Source organism: Thalassospira sp. CH_XMU1420-2 (genome assembly GCF_037029325.1).
Classification (GTDB): Bacteria; Pseudomonadota; Alphaproteobacteria; order Rhodospirillales; family Thalassospiraceae; genus Thalassospira; species Thalassospira povalilytica.
This window is the reverse complement of record NZ_JAYMEG010000003.1, coordinates 421,138-438,038: the sequence shown is the minus strand read 5'-3', so window position 1 is coordinate 438,038 and position 16,901 is coordinate 421,138. Positions and strand designations below refer to the sequence as shown.

The following is a 16,901-nucleotide window of genomic DNA, read 5'->3' as shown; positions in this document are numbered from 1 at the left end:
TACGTCATTTCGACTTGATGACGACCATCACGCCAAAGAACTTCGATGGCGGCAGGATAATCTGGCCTTTTTTCTGAACCGCGCCAAGTGACAGTACAGCTTCGGAAATTCGGGACAGATCATCGACAATCAATTCGAACCCGGCAAAACCGTCCGTCGGAAAATCGGCATCATCAAAACCGTATTTGGCAATTAGCTCGTCACTGTGAAGGGCGTCGACCAGATGATCGATCCCGATGGCCTCGTAAAAATCGCGCACGGCGTCCGCCGCCCAGTGACTAAGCACGACCTTGCCGATCGCCTTGGCACCGTTGGGATGGGATTGATATTCCGGGAAATAGAAATTCTGTGGCGGATGGCGATGCTGGCAAACAAACGACACCGCATGGCGGAGCAACGGGTGGTTGGCAAAGGCCAGTGAAAAGGCAACGCCCACCGTATCGCCCGACGGGGTTAACGCATCGCGTTCAAAATGAAATACCGACGGAACAGCTGCCCCGGCCGCAATGAATTCCTCACGATCCTTTTCGGCATCGCGCGACTGAAGGGCAAGCATCGACATGCCCTGGCGATGGCGCAGATAATCCCGGTTATAGATCGGAAATGAAAACGGCACAGACAGATCGGTTTCGGTAATCTTGTCCGGATCAACAACAGCAAGCAATTCGATATACATGCCGTCAAGCTGGATCAGCGCATTGCCCGTTCCAAACGGATGGGTTGCACGCGGCGTTACTTTAAATCCAAGCTGGGAATAAGCAGCAATTGCCGCTTCAAGATCATTCACACACAGAACAAGATGATCAATCGCGCGCGACATGGCGTCCCCTCGTGGCATTGGTGGCGGTCCGGACAGCTTTAGATTGAATTCAGTTTATCGCTGCCGCACTCTTATAGATGTGCTGACTATCACATTATGCTTTGGCAACAAAGAACAACTCCCATTTAGCTGAATTAAAGTCAGCTGGCGCACGGCACAATTCAATCGCTTGCAGTGATTACATTTTTGTCCGACAACATACGGGGTCACCCGGCGCATTGCGCCAAAGCATGACCTGTGCTTTTCGTTCAAAAGGTCCGTTCATGATCGCCATTCTTTCCGCCCTGCTGCCGACATTCGCCCTGATTGTTCTGGGCTATGGCCTGCGCCAACGTCAGTTCCTGCCTGACGCATTCTGGCCCGGCGCGGAAAAGCTGACCTATTTCGTGACGTTCCCGGCCCTGCTGTTTTCCAACACTGCCAAGGCAGATCTCGGCAGTTTGCCGTTACTGGGGATTGCCAGTGCGATGCTGGGAACTGTTGCGATTTGCTCCATCCTGATCATGGTTCTGAAACCGGTTCTGAAGGTCAGTCCCGCGGCATTTTCATCCCTGGTTCAGGGGGCGATCCGCCCCAACACCTATATCGGGCTTGCTGTTGCAGCCGCCCTTTTGGGAACGGCTGGACTGACGGTAACCGCACTTTGTGTCGCGCTGGTTGTTCCGACGGTCAATGTCATATCGGTTCTGGCCTGTGCCCATTGGGGGGAAAATGACCGCAAACCGGGTTTGCTGTCGCTGCTTCGTGATGTTGCAAAGAACCCGCTTCTGGTCGCCTGCGTTCTGGGCAGTCTGTTTAATGTCGCCGGAATTGGCCTGCCCCCGGTGATTGGCCCGTTTCTTGAAGTTCTTGGCCGCTCGGCCCTGCCCATCGGGTTGCTTGCTGTCGGGGCCGGCCTTGATCTTAAGGCCGCACGCAATGCCGGTTTTCCGGTCGGCATTTCAACCATTGGCAAACTGGTTGCCAGCCCGGCCATTGCAGCCGGACTTTGTCTGGCGCTCGGGTTGCCGGGGATCGAAAGTGCGGCTGTGGTGTTTTATGCCGCCCTTCCCTGTTCAGCCAGTGCCTATGTCCTGGCGCGCCTGATGGGCGGTGATGCACAGATGATGGCCAGTATCATCACAGTCCACACCCTTGCCGCGATCATCACCATGCCGATCATTGCGGTTCTGATGCATGTGGTTTGATCCAGCGACCATGAAAATCTCCCGGAAAACCTGACCGGACAGTCAGGTTTTCCGCATGAAATCACACCATTCTTTGGAATATTTACCTTTTCGTCACACGGGCAATTCGTTATGCTCCGCGCGAAATTTTTTCCAGACCATCCAAGGGAAATGTGCAACGCCATGAGCGTCATGGGACCAGCGGCGGATCACTATCCGCACCCACACCTCCTCGGTATAGAGGGTCTCACCCCCGGGGAAATCACCCTTATTCTTGATCGGGCACAGCATTACGCGGAAAAGAACCGCTCTGCTGACAAGACCAGCAATATTCTGGCCGGTGCCACGATTGTAAATCTGTTTTACGAAAACTCCACCCGTACATTGACGTCATTCGAACTTGCCGCCAAACGGCTTGGTGCGGATGTCATCAACATGACGGTGGGCACCAGTTCGGTCAAAAAGGGTGAAACCCTGATTGACACCGCCATGACGCTCAATGCGATGAACCCGGATGCCCTTGTGGTTCGCCATGCCGATAGTGGCGCGGTCAAGTTGCTGAGTGAAAAGGTCAATTGTGCGGTTCTCAATGCCGGGGATGGTCGCCATGAACACCCGACACAGGCCCTGCTTGATGCCCTGACCATCCGCCGTCATAAGGGACGCTTGCACCGTCTGAATGTTGCGATCTGCGGCGATATCGCCCATTCGCGTGTTGCCCGGTCAAACATCCTGCTTCTCAATACCATGGGGTCGCGGGTACGGCTTGTAGCCCCGCCGACCCTGATACCGTCAAAGATCGATCGCATGGGCGTCGAGATTTTCCACGACATGGAAGAAGGTTTGAAAGACTGCGACATCGTCATGATGCTGCGCCTTCAGCTTGAACGCATGGAAGGAAGCTTTATCCCGTCCGTCCGCGAATATTTCCATTTCCATGGCCTTGATCGCGCCAAGCTTGCCAATGCCAAACCCGACGCCCTGATCATGCATCCCGGCCCGATGAACCGTGGCGTGGAAATCGACAGCGAAGTCGCCGATGACGTTGAACGATCGGTCATTCGTGAACAGGTCGAAATGGGTGTTGCCGTTCGCATGGCTGCGCTGGAATTGCTTGTCCAGAACCACAGAAAGATGGGAGGTCAGGCATGAGCCCCGCCATTCGCGCCAAAGGCGCAGGTAAAAAGGCCTTTATCAATGCCCGTCTGATCGACCCGGTCGCACAGACTGATGGCATGGGCGGCCTACTGATCCAGGATGACACGATTGCCAAATCCGGCGCGGAAGTCACCAAGGACACCGTTCCTGAAGGATTTGAAATCATTGACCTTGGCGGTGCTTGCCTTGCCCCGGGTCTGGTGGACATGCGTGCCCAGCTGCGTGAACCGGGTTTCGAGCATCAGGAAACGATTGAAACGGCTGGCAAATCTGCGGCCATTGGCGGGGTGACCACCATCATCGCCCTGCCCAATACCGATCCGGTCATTGATGATGTTGCCGGTGTCGAATTCATTGCACGACGCGCGCGCAAGGTCGGCCTGGCCAAGGTGTTTGTCTATGGTGCGGTTTCCAAAGGCATCGAAGGCAAGGAAATCACCGAAATGGGCCTTCTGCATCAGGCAGGTGCGGTCGCGTTCTGTGATGGTGTCAAAACAATCGCCAGTACCCGCCTGCTGCGCCAGGCACTTTCATATTCCACCTTCTTTGACGGCATGATCGTCCAGCATCCGGAAGAGCCGGAATTGTCCAAGGGCGCATCAATGAACAGTGGCGAACTTGCCACCCGTCTGGGTCTTTCAGGGGTTTCACCGCTGGCCGAAGTCATGCAGATCGAACGTGATTTGCGTTTGGCGGAAATGACTGGCGGGCGGCTTCATTTTGCCCATATCTCGACCGGGGAGTCGGTTGAGGTCATTCGCAAGGCCAAGAAACGCGGCCTGAAAGTAACCTGCGATACGGCACCGCCCTATTTCGCGTTGAACGAGAATTCGGTGTCCGATTACCGGACATTTGCCAAATTGTCCCCGCCCCTGCGATCAGAAGATGACCGTCAGGCGATCGTGGCCGGTCTGGCAGATGGCACCATTGACGCCATTGCATCCGATCACAATCCGCAAGATGCGGACTCAAAGCGCCTGCCTTTCGCACAGGCGGCGGCGGGTGCAGTTGGTTTTGAAACGCTTCTGCCCATTTCGCTTGAACTTTATCACAACGGCCATATGTCGTTGCTTGATGTCATCACCAAACTGACACGCGTTCCGGCGGATCTTGTCCGCATCAAGGGTGCCGGAACCCTTGCCGAGGGAACGGCGGCGGATCTGGTGGTGTTTGATCCGGATCGTCCGTGGAAAATCGATCCGTATCAGTTCCATTCGAAATCAAAGAACTCACCTTTTGACGGTCGCCTGACACAGGGCCGCGTTTTGCGGACCCTGATTGATGGCCGCGAAGTTTTCACGGAAGGCTCCTGATATGGAACAGGCACTCGATGAAGGCTACAAAGCCATGTTGATGTCCCTGCAAATTGCGACGGTTTGCGGCTATTTGCTTGGCTCGATCCCGTTCGGTCTGGTTTTGACCCGGATGGCCGGCCTTGGTGATATCCGCAAGATCGGTTCGGGCAATATCGGTGCAACCAACGTGCTTCGCACCGGGCGCAAGGGACTGGCGTTCCTGACCCTGATCGGGGATGCGGGCAAAGGCGCGTTTGCCGCCCTGCTCTTTACCCATCTTTCGGGCGTTGAACAGGGTATCTTTGCCGGCGGTGCTGCGGTTATCGGCCACATGTTCCCGGTCTGGCTGCGCTTCAAGGGCGGTAAAGGCGTTGCAACGACGCTTGGCACCCTTGCGGCTGTTAACTGGATAATGGGTCTGTGTGCTGCTTTGACGTGGCTTGTCATGGCGCTGATTTTCCGCATTTCGTCCCTGTCGGCATTGATTGCAATGATCGCCGCCCCGCTTGCCGCCTTCTTCATCGCCAATGATCAGGGTGCCGGATGGCTTGGGGTATTTCTGGCTGTGATTGTCTGGGCTGCGCATCACGCCAATATCGGTCGTCTGCTTCGGGGTGAAGAACCCAAGATTGGCCAGAAAAAGAAAGAAGCAGAACAAGATAGCCAGACGGTCTGATCCCGTTCCTTTCTTTTGAATAACTTGACGAAACAACGCCCGGATGATCACAATCCGGGCGTTATGCATTTTAGCGATCAACAACCGGCACGATTGGCACAATCCGAACGCCTTGCCCGTATGCGGCTTGCGCGCAGCACCAATATTGGCCCGGTGACATTTCGCAAATTGCTTGACCGGTTCGGGTCTGCACGCAATGCCATCGACGCACTGCCCGACATTGGCCGTCATTCGGGTACTGTTCGCAAAATCACCCTTGCCAGTCGCGATGACACGGTTGCCGAAATCGAACTGGCAAAACAAAGTCACGCAAAACCGGTGATTTTTGGCGACCCGGAATATCCCGCCCTTTTGGCCCGCATTGAAGATGCCCCGCCCTATTTTTATGCCATCGGTCGCCTGGAACTTTTGGCGCAATCTGCGATCGGGATTGTTGGTGCGCGCAATGCATCTGCCAATGGGTGCGGTTTTGCACGCAAAATAAGTCACGAACTGGTATCGGCCGGATATGTCGTGGCATCGGGAATGGCACGCGGCATTGACGGGGCCGCACACGAGGCCGCACTCAATGCCGCCCGAACCACGGGTGGCAAAACGGGCGGCGGTACAATTGCGGTCCTTGGCGGGGGTGTTGATGTCATTTATCCGCGCGAACATCGCGCGCTTTATGAACAGCTTTGTCAGGATGGTCTGGTGATATCGGAAATGCCGCCGGGCCTTAAACCGCAAGCACGCCATTTCCCGCGGCGCAACCGGATCATATCGGGCCTTGCACACGGCACCGTCGTCATAGAGGCCGGGCGCAATTCCGGGTCGCTGATTACCGCGCGCTTTGCCGCCGATCAGGGGCGCGATGTTTTTGCTGTTCCCGGTTCACCGACCGACCCGCGGGCGGCCGGACCAAACAGTCTGATCCGGGATGGTGCAATTTTATGCGACTCTGCGGATGTGATTCTTGATGCCGTGAGGTCGGCAGAAAAAAACACACAGCTTTTTGAAAGTTTTCATCAATTCAACACAGACGGTCGCAACAGTGAGCCCGATCACATACAGGGCACTTATGATGACATTATCAGATCCCTTGAACATGACGCCGAATTTTCCGGCGCAAAACAGGGGCATCAGGACATTGCAAACGCGCAGGAAACCGCGACGCATGCCAATGACGGAACCGATATTGATGACAATGACAAAGTGATTGATTTGCTGTCGACTTCGCCCCTTCTGATTGACGAACTTATCCGCACGTCAAAGCTGTCGGCAAACCGAGTTTCAACAATTTTGATTGAACTCGAACTTGCAGGAAGGGTTGAACGTCACCCCGGAAATAGGGTATCGCGTATCGCCAAATGAGAGTCGCGTCGGATTTCGGCGTGACAAATATTGTTGTGATTTGCCGCAATTTGCGCAATCTGATTTGAAATACAGACACACTATATATATGTGCGTCTCGCATTCGGGTTAATTGAAGCACAACATAAATATCGCCTTCGGGCGCAAGAACCGGACACGAAAAACGTAATGAATCTTGTCATCGTCGAATCCCCGGCCAAAGCCAAGACGATCAACAAATATCTCGGTGATGATTATAAGGTGCTGGCCTCTTTCGGTCACATCCGCGATCTGCCGTCCAAGGACGGATCAGTCGATACCGATAATGATTTTTCGATGGTCTGGGAAACGGATGGACGATCGGAAAAACAGATCCGCGAGATTGCCGCAGCGGCCCGTGACTCCGACACCATCTATCTCGCGACTGACCCGGATCGCGAAGGGGAAGCGATTTCGTGGCATATTCTTGAAGTTCTCGAGCAGAAAAAATTGCTCCGCGGGCGTGATGTGCACCGCGTCGTGTTTCACGAGATCACCAAGAAGGCCGTCACGGACGCCATCGCCAATCCGCGTGAACTCAATCAGGAACTGGTTGATGCCTATCTGGCGCGTCGTGCACTTGATTATCTTGTGGGCTTCAACCTGTCGCCGGTTCTGTGGCGCAAACTTCCGGGTTCGCGTTCGGCTGGTCGTGTGCAATCGGTTGCCCTGCGTCTGATTTGCGAACGTGAAATCGAGATCGAGGCCTTCAAGCCCGACGAATACTGGTCGCTTGAAGCCGGATTTGCTGTTCCGGAAGGCAACTTTACCGCGCGCCTGACGCATCTGAACGGCGAAAAGCTTGATAAACTGGCGCTTGGCAACGAAGACGCCGCCAAGATCGCCAAGGAAAAGGTCGAAAGCAGAAGCTACGCGGTCTCCAAGGTCGAGCGCAAGGACGTCAAACGTCGTCCGCAGCCGCCTTTCACCACATCGACCCTGCAACAGGAAGCATCGCGCAAGCTTGGCTTTGGGGCAAAACGCACCATGCAGCTCGCCCAGCGCCTGTATGAAGGGGTTGATATCGGCGGTGAAACTGTTGGTCTGATCACCTATATGCGTACCGATGCCGTGGTTCTTTCGCAGGAAGCATTGGCTGCTGCACGCCGCCTTATTGGCAAGGATTACGGGGATGCCTACCTTCCGGCCAGTGCGCGCAGCTTTGCCAACAAGGCAAAGAACGCACAGGAAGCCCACGAAGCGGTACGTCCGACCGATCTGTTCCGTCGCCCCGATCAGGTGGCACGCCACCTTGATAAGGACCAGCTGGCACTTTACACCCTGATCTGGAAACGTACCGTTGCCTGCCAGATGGAAGACGCCCGCTTTGATCAGGTTGCAGTCGACCTGTCATCGAATGACAATCATGTTGTTCTGCGCGCCAACGGCTCGGTTGTGAAATTTGACGGCTTCCTGAAACTGTATCAGGAAGGCAAGGATGACGAGGCCGAGGACGAAAATGATCGTCGTCTGCCGCCGCTCAAGGAAGGTCAGAAACCCAACCTTGGCAAAGTCAGCATCGACCAGCACTTCACCCAGCCCCCGCCCCGATATACCGAGGCGAGCCTGGTCAAGAAGATGGAAGAACTTGGCATCGGCCGTCCGTCGACCTATGCATCGATCATTTCGGTTCTTCAGGATCGCAACTATGTATTGCTTGAACGGCGCCGCTTTGTCGCACAGGACCGTGGTCGCCTTGTCACCGCGTTTCTGTCGAAGTTCTTTGAACGCTATGTTCAGTACAACTTCACCGCGGATCTTGAAAACCAGCTTGATGAAATCTCGACCGGCAACCTTGCCTGGAAAGAAGTGCTTCGTGACTTCTGGAAATCGTTCAAGGGCAATGTCGACGAGGCCAAGGAACTGAAAATCACCGATGTGCTTGATGCGCTTCAGGTGATGCTTGAAAATTATCTGTTCCCGCCGCGTGAAGACGGCACCGATCCGCATAAATGCCCAAAATGTTCTGATGGCACTCTGAGCTTGAAGCTGGGCAAGTTCGGCGCATTCCTGGGATGTTCGAACTATCCGGACTGCAACTTCACCCGGCCGCTGGTTGCCAATGAAAATGGCAATGATTCCGAACTTGATGCCGGACCCAAGGTTCTGGGCATCGACAAGGAAACCGGCAAGGAAATCACCCTGCGCAAAGGCCCGTACGGGGTTTATGTTCAGCTTGGTGAAGAAGAAGAAGTCGAAGGCAAGAACGGCAAACCCAAAAAGGTCAAACCGAAACGTACCTCCCTTCCCAAGGGACTGGAACCATCGGTCGTTGACCTGACCAAGGCCGAAGAGCTTCTGACACTTCCGCGCGTGGTCGGGATTTACCCCGATACCGGCGAGGAAATGAAAGCCAATATCGGACGTTTTGGTCCCTATGTTCAGGCCGGCAGCATCTTTGCGTCTCTTAAGGCCGATGATGACGTGCTGACCATTGGTGAAAACCGGGCCATCGCCCTGATTGCGGACAAGCGCGAAAAAGCCGGCAAGGAAATCGGCAAACATCCCGATGACAACGAACCGATCTTTGTCGCAGTTGGTCGTTGGGGTCCGTTTGTGAAACACAAAAAGACCATCGCCAATATCCGCGATGTTGAACGCGATGACATCACCCTTGAGATGGCGATAAAGGCCATCAAGGAAAAGGAAGCCAAGTCGGGCAAAACATCAAAAGCCGCGACCAAGAAAACGGCAACCAAAACCGCGACGGCAAAGAAAAAAGCCCCCGCGAAAAAGAAAACGGCTGCGAAGAAAACCGCAGCAAAGAAGACAACCACGAAAAAGGCGGCGGCAGATTAATCTGCCGCTTTCCTTTTCAGTGGAAATTAAGTGAAAGGACGCCGCGAAGTTGGCGAACGATACAGAAGACAAAAAACACTTCCCGACCCGGGAAGAAATCATCGAATTCATCGATATGAGCCCCACCCCGGTGGGCAAGCGCGAAATTGCGCGCGCCTTTAACATCAAGGGTGCAGCGAAGATCGAGCTTAAAAAGATCCTAAAGGAACTGAAAATCGGTGGCGATGTCGTCAAGGGACGCAGACGGTTTGACAAACCCGACCGCCTGCCCCCGGTCGAGGTGCTTGAAATCACCGGCATCGACGATGATGGCGAGGTTCTGGCCAAGCCGAATGTCTGGAAACATGACTACGAACCGCCCCAGATTGTCGTCAAATCGATCCGCCGTGGCGGGCCAAGTGCGCCTGGCATCGGTGACAAGATCCTGGCCAAGCTGCGCTATACCGGCAAGCAAACCTACGAAGCCAGCATCATGCGGGTCCTTGGAAGCGGCCCACAGCGCGTTTTGGGACTTTACCGCCCCAATGAACGCGAAGGCCGCGTTGTGCCCACGGATCGCAAGGATAGCGGCGAAATCGCGGTACCGCTTGATGATCATCCCGATCTTGAAGCCGGATCGCTGGTTTTGACGGAAATCCTGCCGGGCAAGCATTTCGGATTGCGCAAGGGCCGGATCACCGAGGTTCTTGGCAATATCAACGAACCGAAATCGATCAGCCTTGTGTCGATCCATGCGCGTGGCATTCCGTTTGAATTCCCGCCGGAAGTCGAACTTCAGGCACGGGAATCAAAGGCCACGCCGCTTGGCAAACGTACCGACCTTCGCGATATCCCGCTGGTGACCATTGATGGTGCCGACGCGCGTGATTTTGATGATGCCGTCTGGGCCGAAGCCGACCCCGATCCCGCCAATGAAGGCGGCTGGCACATCATGGTCGCGATTGCCGACGTGTCCTGGTATGTGCGCCCGGGCGACGCGCTTGACCGCGAAGCGGTGAAACGCGGCAACAGTTGCTATTTCCCGGACCGTGTCGTCCCGATGTTGCCGTTTGAGCTGTCAAATGGCTGGTGTTCGCTGGTTCCCCATGAAGATCGCGGCTGTATGGCGGTCGAGATGTGGCTCGACAAGCACGGGCACAAGCTGCGTCACAAGTTCTGTCGCGGCATGATGCGTTCTGCGGCGCGCCTGACCTATGATCAGGTGCAGCGCGCCATGGATGGTCAGCCCGATGACACCACAGGGCCGCTGGTCGACACGATCATCAAGCCGCTTTATGGCGCTTTCCACGCTTTCCTTGAAGCGCGTAAAAAACGTGGTGTTCTGGAACTTGATGTTCCCGAACGCAAGATTGAGCTGAATGATCAGGGCCAGATCGTCGCAATTGCCCCGCGTGCGCGCTTTGACAGCCACAAGCTGATCGAAGAATTCATGATTGCTGCCAACGTTTGTGCAGCCGAGGAACTTGAACGCATCAAGCAGCCTTGCATGTATCGTATCCACGATGCCCCGAGCGAGGAAAAGCTTGAAGCCCTGCGCGAATTCCTTGAAGGGGCCGGGTATCAGTTGAACAAGGCATCGGTTCTGCGTCCGCGGGACTTTAACCGCATTCTGGAACTGGCCAAGGACACGCCCGAGGCAGAGCTGATCAACACGGTCGTTCTGCGCAGCCAGTCACAGGCGATGTATAGCCCCGATAATATCGGGCACTTTGGCCTGGCATTGAAGAAATATGCCCATTTCACATCACCGATCCGCCGTTATGCCGACCTTCTGGTCCATCGCGCGCTGATTGCCGGTTTGAAGCTGGGTGAAGGCGGCCTTCCGCCCGAAGATGGTGAACGGTTCGAGCAGATCGGCGAAGACATTTCCGGCACGGAACGCCGGGCGGCAATGGCCGAACGCGATGCGGTCGACCGGTATGTCGCGGCCTATATGTCTGACAAGGTTGGTGCCGAATTCCCGGGCAAGATTTCCGGGGTCACGCATTTTGGTCTGTTCATTTCGCTCAATGAAACCGGGGCAGACGGCTTGGTGCCGATTTCCACCCTGCCCGATGACTATTACATCCATGATGCCGCAAGCCACGCACTGGTCGGGCAAAATCGCGGCAAGAAGTTCCAGTTGGGTGATAGCGTTGTGGTCCGCATCGCCGATGCCGATGCCGCAACCGGGTCTTTGGCATTGCGACTGGCCGAACATGCCGACATCACCGCCCGCGATCTGGTCGAACGGCCACGTGGGCGCAAAGGCCAGGGCAAACGTCGGGGCAGCAGCCCCGGGGACCGCAGCCACCGTCATGGCAGCAAACCCGGCTTCCGTTCCGGCCCGCGCGATGGCAAGGGCCCTGGTGGCACGTCTGCGACCAAGTCAAAGGGCAAAAAGAAAACGACGCCCAAAAAGCAACGCAAGCTGGTCGCGTCAAACCGCGTCACCCGCAACACTGCCAAACGCGACGACAAGTCGTAATAAAAACCCCCGTGAACAAACACGCAAACAAACAAAGGGCGGCCATCTGGCCGCCCTTTGTGCAATAAAAACAATAAATTACGCCAGTTACATCATGGTCGCGATGAATTTCGCCAGATGCTCGGATGTCTGTTTGCCACGATTATTGATGATCGCGACATTGCCCGGCAACCCGTCCAGATCAGGATGCGATGCATCAAAACTTGTCAGAAGGCCCAGTTTTTTATCCGCCAACGTCTTCATCGCTGCCAAGGCACGGATCAGTTCAATGCCACTCAGCCCGTCAAGAACAGCCGCGGTGATGATCGCATCGGGATGGGACTGAACAACTGTTTCAAAGGCCTCGACAGCGGTGCGCGCGGTGATGGTGCGGAACCCCTGTTCGCGCAATTCGCGCTGAAGAAAATGGGCCTGAACAGCCGTTGCGGTCACAAGCAGGATTTCCTTGTCCTGCGCCGATCCGTTGTGGGATTTTTCGGCCTTTTCATCACTTTTTACCGTGCGGGTCGGCAAAGAACGCAGGATGCGAGTTTCTTCCTCGGCCTGCGGATTGGTGCCGCTTTCGATGATTTCGCGAATCCAGCTGGTGAAATCGACAAGGGATGCGGCTTCCAGATCATCGATCTTGGTCAGCTCGGCGATGTAATCTTCCATGCGATGGGCAATTGCGCCAACAAGTGGAAACCCGAATGATCCGGCCAAACCCTTGACGGTATGGGCTTCGCGGCGAATTTCCGCGATGCCCGGCCCCGCTTCATCCATCCCGCCGGCGATACGATCAATCGTTGTTTCAATCCGGTCAACACGTTCAATTGTGTCCTCAATGAAGTCCTGTTTCAGACTGGCAACGATATCGTCCGCATTTCCCATTGGGCACTCCTTTAGCAGGTATTCAATTATGCTTTACAATCGCAAAGTCGCCCATAGGGTGATTAGAACGGGTCGATTTTACTTGCTTGCGCTATTGAACATCATGATGATGGCATACCGTTTCAATGCCCCTTTTTGCCCTTTGGATCAAGTGCGGGCAGAAAAGAAACAGGAGTTAAGCGCCCCATGACGATGCCCCACAACGATCAGAACGATCCCCTTCGCGATATGACGCCCCCGCCCCATACCGAAGATAGCCTTTCCGGCCCGACCGATAGCGGCAAGCGGTTGCTGCTTGGTCTTCGGCGCGGGTTCCGGCGCAAGTGCCCCAATTGCGGCCACGGGCTTGCATTTGGCGGATACCTCAAGCTGCGACCGGCATGTGATGTTTGCAGTCACCCGATTGGTGAATATCGCTGTGACGATGCACCGCCCTATTTCACCATCTTTCTGGTCGGACATATCGTTGTGCCCGGCGTTCTGATGATGGAGCAAACAATCAAGCCGTCGCTTTGGATGCAAATGTCGATCTGGCTGCCGGCGACCGTGTTGCTGTGCCTTGGTTTCCTGCCCTTTATCAAAGGCGCGGTACTTGGCACCCAGTGGGCCATGCGCATCAAAGGATAGTCATTGGCTATCAGGCACATTTTCCTTTAGAATAAGCAACTTGGATTTCCAAAATTAGTCGGATGTTTCCCTTGGTCACGATTGGCCGCCCCAGCATTGAAGACCTTTGTCTTAAGACCAGCTTGCGCCATTGGCGGCGTATCGGGGCTACGCTTGGGCTTTGCCTTTTACAGGCGGCTTGTGGCACCCCGCAGGTTGCCGGGATTACCGCCCCGGATGATCCGCAAACCCGCGAACTGGTTACCCAGACAATCGATCTTGTCGCTACCCGGTATATTGATCCGATCAGCCGCGATCAGATTCTGGTCAACACCCTTGATGGCCTGTCTGAAATCGATGACAACATCCGGGTCGATATCACCCCGGATGACCTGGTCTTGCAATATGACGGCAAGACGGTACAAACCATCGCCCTTCCGCAGACCAACTACGATCAGACAAGTGTCGAAGGCAACCAGATCTGGTCTGAAATCACCCTGCGCGGGCTTGGCACCTATCGGGCCTATTCACCGGTGCTGCGTAATAGCGATACCCTTGATGTTCAGGCCGCCTTGGTCAGTGGCGCCATTCGCAACCTAGACCGTTACAGCCGCTATGAAGGCCCCAAACAGGCCGAAACGGCGCGCAACCGGCGTGACGGATATATCGGCATCGGCATTCGCGTTATCGGCGGTGACGGCTATCCGGTGGTGAAACTGGTGCATCCTGAAAGCCCGGCGGCCAAGGCCGGACTGCATCCCGGGGATCAGATTGTCGCGGTCAATGGCGAAGACATGTATGGCAAGACCAGCACCTATACCGCCGATCTTCTTCATGGCGAAGAAGGCACACGGGTAACCATCGACATCAACAAGGCCGACAATCGGGCAATTGTCCCGGTTGAAATCATGCGCGAACGTGTCATTGACCGGACTGTTTTTGCCGAAACCCGCGACAATATCCTGATTGCCCGCATCACCAGCTTCAACAGTGCAACCGCAAGCACATTGGGCGACAACATCCTTAAGGCGCAACTTTATGATGGCGGACTTAAGGGGGTTATCCTTGATTTGCGGGGCAATCGTGGCGGTTTACTGCAACAGGGGGTCGCTGTGGCCGACCTGTTCCTTGAAAACGGCCCGATAGGCAACACATTTTCGCGCGTCATGGCCGCCCGCCATACGTTCCGGGCCGGCAATAGCGACCTGACCAGGGGGGCACCGCTGATTGTCCTCATTGACGGGCGTACCGCATCATCGGCCGAACTGGTTGCCGCGGCCCTGCAGGATCGCAATCGTGCTGTGCTTGTCGGATCCACCAGCTTTGGCAAAGGATCGGTTCAGGCAATCAATGATTTGCCCAACCATGGCACCTTGACCTTTACCTGGTCGCGGATGACGGCCCCGTCGGGCTATACATTTGACAGAATCGGACTGTTCCCGGCGATCTGCACGCAATCGAATGATAATGATACCCCGGTTCACCGGGTTTCAACCGCCCTGTCACAGCGTGATCAGACGGCCAGCATGCTGACCAAATGGCGCACCCTTGATTATCGGGATGAAAAAAGCCGCCGGGAACTTCGAAGCGTCTGCCCGGCCCACAGCAACAATGACGAATTTGACATCAAAGTTGCATTGGAATTGCTGAAAAACAGCCCTGATTACAAGAATCTCGCCTTTGTCGGACAACAGGAAATCGCCGATACTTTCGATGCGCATTAAAAATGCATTCTTTTTTGCCAAAATGGCTTGACACTCTGGCGATAACCTTTATGTTCCGCCGCCTGAGATACACCTGAACACAGGATGCAGAGACATGGCGAAGCCCGCTTCGATCCTCGTAAAGTTGGTAAGCACCGCAGACACCGGTTACTTCTATGTTGTTAAGAAGAACCCGCGGAATACCACCGAGAAATTCCAGTTTCGCAAGTACGACCCGGTCGTGCGTAAGCACGTCGTGTTCAAAGAAGCGAAAATGAAGTAATCAGGTTCTTCGGAACCGGAGTACTTGGACGATTTAAAAAAGACGTGCCCTTCGGGTCACGTCTTTTTTTTTATTTCCAGGCTTCAGACCAAAACGCCAGCCCGACGGATCGGGCATGGCATCCCCGCCCTGGCTATGCAAACCGGCGATACCCCGCCGCCGCAAGCGCAAGCCAGCCTGCAATGAACGATACACCGCCAATCAGTGCAATTGCCCCAAACGCGGAAATGCCGCTAAAGGCGATGACATAAAGCGATCCGCAGAAAAACAGGATGCCAGCCAGCATCGCATAAGCCGCAATACGCAAAAGTTTTTCGTCAGGGACATGATGCACAAGGCCTGCAATCGCAGCCAGCGCAACCCCATGAACAAGCTGATAATGCGCGCCCTTATCAACCAGGCTTCGCGCATATTCCATATCCGTCCCTGCCATCCCGTGGGCCGCAAAGGCACCAAGGGCAACCGCCATCGCCCCGTTTAGCCCCGCCATCACAACCGATAACCGCATTCCTGCCATCCTTTTGCGTTAATGATGCTGAATAATCGCGTCAGATTACAAAGGCATCCGCACCATCGCCATGCGAAAACGCAAAAAAAATGGCCGTACTAAAAAGTACGGCCAGTAAACTCTCTTGGGGGAGATGTGCCGGACCATCGAAATGCCCGTCACAAGATTATTACTACCTGCGCATACTCGCTATTTCTGTGACAGCCATCACAACTGATCGAAAAATCGTTCATTTTGTGACATTTCCGAGCAGAAACAGCGTTTTTGGCAATTTTACCGACGATCCATAAGACGATCAGTGAATGGACTCGCTCAGGAATTCTTCAAGGCGACGGACATCTGGAACATGCAATCCGCTGTCAATCTTGTTGACCAGCCCCTTGCGGCCAAGACTTCCCATCACGCGCGCAACGGTTTCGCGCGACGTGCTTACACGACCGGCCACCTCGGAATGCACCGGCACTGGCGACAAGGTTGCCGCCCCCTTGTCATCGCAAACCTGCTGCGCCCGGCGCAGGATTTCGGCAATGACCCGTTCGTTTGCACCAAGCGTGCTGACATCGACAATCCGTCGTGTTGATGTGCGTACAATCCGCGCCAGTTCGCTGATCACATTCCAGGCCACAGACGGATGACTTTTGACAACTTTTTCAAAGTTCGCGGGGCTCAAAATCCCGACATCCGTATCATCCACGGCAAAAACACAGGCAGATCTGGGTTCCCCGTCAATCGCGGATAATTGACCGACACAACCGCCAGCACCGATTTCCTCAAGCGTGATTTCACGCCCCGACAGGGAATAATTCACGATCCGTACACGGCCCGACAAAATCAGATAGACGTCTGAACTGTCTGCTTCGGGCTCGATGATCTGGGCACCGGCTGCATATGTTTTGCGATTGATGTGACGTTCAACGTCCCCAAGTGCGTCTTCGTCGAGGTTAGCAAAAATGCCAACGACAGATAATTTGGTCATGAACCCATGCTTTATGTTGCGCTGTTGTTGTTATTCGAATTGGCAACTGTGACGCTGCCCCTCTTGATACTTCCACTGTCCCGTACACAATCATAAGCAAACAACCAGGCACTGACAATCTATTGCAACAAGATGTAAATCAGCACATCCCGATAGACATGACCATGCTGCATGTGCGAACATGTTTGCAGAATTTCCCATAC

The 16,901-nt window shown here is 54.8% G+C and carries 14 protein-coding genes; 10 read left to right on the top strand and 4 right to left on the bottom strand.

All coding sequences use genetic code 11. The annotated features are described in order from the left end of the window. Positions 1–4: 4 nt before the first annotated feature. On the bottom strand, positions 5–820 hold the full coding sequence (locus WA429_RS11670) for a VOC family protein (RefSeq protein ID WP_287465152.1): 816 nt from the start codon (positions 818–820) through the stop codon (positions 5–7). A 263-nt stretch (positions 821–1,083) separates the two neighbouring features. Here WA429_RS11670 and WA429_RS11665 point away from each other — a divergent pair, with 263 nt between their 5' ends. The 7 genes from WA429_RS11665 to rnr all read left to right on the top strand — a co-directional run bounded on the left by WA429_RS11665 (position 1,084) and on the right by rnr (position 11,752). Continuing rightward, on the top strand, positions 1,084–2,007 hold the full coding sequence (locus WA429_RS11665; RefSeq protein ID WP_287465154.1) for an AEC family transporter: 924 nt from the start codon (positions 1,084–1,086) through the stop codon (positions 2,005–2,007). A 171-nt stretch (positions 2,008–2,178) separates the two neighbouring features. Continuing rightward, positions 2,179–3,138, top strand: coding sequence for an aspartate carbamoyltransferase catalytic subunit (locus WA429_RS11660; protein ID WP_287465198.1), 960 nt, complete (start codon positions 2,179–2,181; stop codon positions 3,136–3,138). Continuing rightward, positions 3,135–4,457 (top strand): dihydroorotase, encoded by a 1,323-nt coding sequence (locus tag WA429_RS11655; RefSeq protein ID WP_287465155.1) that lies wholly within the window; start codon positions 3,135–3,137, stop codon positions 4,455–4,457. Before WA429_RS11660 ends, WA429_RS11655 begins: the two co-directional genes overlap by 4 nt. 1 nt (position 4,458) lies before the next feature. Beyond that, positions 4,459–5,115, top strand: a complete 657-nt coding sequence (gene plsY, locus WA429_RS11650; protein WP_443082681.1) for a glycerol-3-phosphate 1-O-acyltransferase PlsY — start codon at positions 4,459–4,461, stop codon at positions 5,113–5,115. Positions 5,116–5,235: 120 nt separating this feature from the next. Next, a complete protein-coding gene (gene dprA / locus WA429_RS11645) occupies positions 5,236–6,468 on the top strand; it encodes a DNA-processing protein DprA (protein ID WP_443082683.1) in 1,233 nt (410 codons plus the stop codon). Between the two features lie 168 nt (positions 6,469–6,636). Beyond that, positions 6,637–9,285 carry a type I DNA topoisomerase gene (gene topA, locus WA429_RS11640; RefSeq protein WP_068519382.1) on the top strand — a complete coding sequence of 883 codons (2,649 nt, stop codon included), beginning with the start codon at positions 6,637–6,639 and terminating at the stop codon, positions 9,283–9,285. 49 nt (positions 9,286–9,334) lie between these two features. Then, positions 9,335–11,752 (top strand): ribonuclease R, encoded by a 2,418-nt coding sequence (rnr, locus tag WA429_RS11635; RefSeq protein ID WP_114112442.1) that lies wholly within the window; start codon positions 9,335–9,337, stop codon positions 11,750–11,752. Between the two features lie 87 nt (positions 11,753–11,839). On the opposite strand, the gene WA429_RS11630 is transcribed toward rnr, so the two are convergent. Next, on the bottom strand, positions 11,840–12,622 hold the full coding sequence (locus WA429_RS11630; RefSeq protein WP_068519380.1) for an Hpt domain-containing protein: 783 nt from the start codon (positions 12,620–12,622) through the stop codon (positions 11,840–11,842). 186 nt (positions 12,623–12,808) lie between these two features. Between WA429_RS11630 and WA429_RS11625 the strand changes: the two genes are divergently transcribed. The 3 genes from WA429_RS11625 (at position 12,809) to rpmG (ending at position 15,214) form a co-directional block, all read left to right on the top strand. Then, complete coding sequence (locus tag WA429_RS11625; RefSeq protein ID WP_287465159.1) at positions 12,809–13,249, top strand: DUF983 domain-containing protein; 441 nt, start codon at positions 12,809–12,811, stop codon at positions 13,247–13,249. A gap of 71 nt (positions 13,250–13,320) precedes the next feature. Beyond that, complete coding sequence (locus WA429_RS11620) at positions 13,321–14,952, top strand: S41 family peptidase (protein WP_287465160.1); 1,632 nt, start codon at positions 13,321–13,323, stop codon at positions 14,950–14,952. Between the two features lie 94 nt (positions 14,953–15,046). Next, positions 15,047–15,214, top strand: a complete 168-nt coding sequence (rpmG, locus tag WA429_RS11615; RefSeq protein WP_008890790.1) for a 50S ribosomal protein L33 — start codon at positions 15,047–15,049, stop codon at positions 15,212–15,214. A gap of 133 nt (positions 15,215–15,347) precedes the next feature. On the opposite strand, the gene WA429_RS11610 is transcribed toward rpmG, so the two are convergent. Both WA429_RS11610 and WA429_RS11605 read right to left on the bottom strand, forming a co-directional pair. Then, a complete protein-coding gene (locus tag WA429_RS11610) occupies positions 15,348–15,722 on the bottom strand; it encodes a DUF423 domain-containing protein (RefSeq protein ID WP_287465161.1) in 375 nt (124 codons plus the stop codon). A gap of 295 nt (positions 15,723–16,017) precedes the next feature. Continuing rightward, positions 16,018–16,698: a Crp/Fnr family transcriptional regulator gene (locus WA429_RS11605; RefSeq protein WP_068519378.1), complete on the bottom strand. Its 681-nt coding sequence runs from the start codon at positions 16,696–16,698 to the stop codon at positions 16,018–16,020. Positions 16,699–16,901 lie beyond the last annotated feature (203 nt).

Excerpts from the sequence above, each read along its gene's own strand:
- WA429_RS11670 (WP_287465152.1), bottom strand. The coding sequence starts at position 820 with ATGTCGCGCGCGATTGATCATCTTGTTCTGTGTGTGAATGATCTTGAA.
- WA429_RS11665 (WP_287465154.1), top strand. The coding sequence starts at position 1,084 with ATGATCGCCATTCTTTCCGCCCTGCTGCCGACATTCGCCCTGATTGTT.
- WA429_RS11660 (WP_287465198.1), top strand. The coding sequence starts at position 2,179 with ATGGGACCAGCGGCGGATCACTATCCGCACCCACACCTCCTCGGTATA.
- WA429_RS11655 (WP_287465155.1), top strand. The coding sequence starts at position 3,135 with ATGAGCCCCGCCATTCGCGCCAAAGGCGCAGGTAAAAAGGCCTTTATC.
- plsY (WP_443082681.1), top strand. The coding sequence starts at position 4,459 with ATGGAACAGGCACTCGATGAAGGCTACAAAGCCATGTTGATGTCCCTG.
- dprA (WP_443082683.1), top strand. The coding sequence starts at position 5,236 with ATGCGGCTTGCGCGCAGCACCAATATTGGCCCGGTGACATTTCGCAAA.
- topA (WP_068519382.1), top strand. The coding sequence starts at position 6,637 with ATGAATCTTGTCATCGTCGAATCCCCGGCCAAAGCCAAGACGATCAAC.
- WA429_RS11630 (WP_068519380.1), bottom strand. The coding sequence starts at position 12,622 with ATGGGAAATGCGGACGATATCGTTGCCAGTCTGAAACAGGACTTCATT.
- WA429_RS11625 (WP_287465159.1), top strand. The coding sequence starts at position 12,809 with ATGACGATGCCCCACAACGATCAGAACGATCCCCTTCGCGATATGACG.
- rpmG (WP_008890790.1), top strand. The coding sequence starts at position 15,047 with ATGGCGAAGCCCGCTTCGATCCTCGTAAAGTTGGTAAGCACCGCAGAC.
- WA429_RS11610 (WP_287465161.1), bottom strand. The coding sequence starts at position 15,722 with ATGCGGTTATCGGTTGTGATGGCGGGGCTAAACGGGGCGATGGCGGTT.
- WA429_RS11605 (WP_068519378.1), bottom strand. The coding sequence starts at position 16,698 with ATGACCAAATTATCTGTCGTTGGCATTTTTGCTAACCTCGACGAAGAC.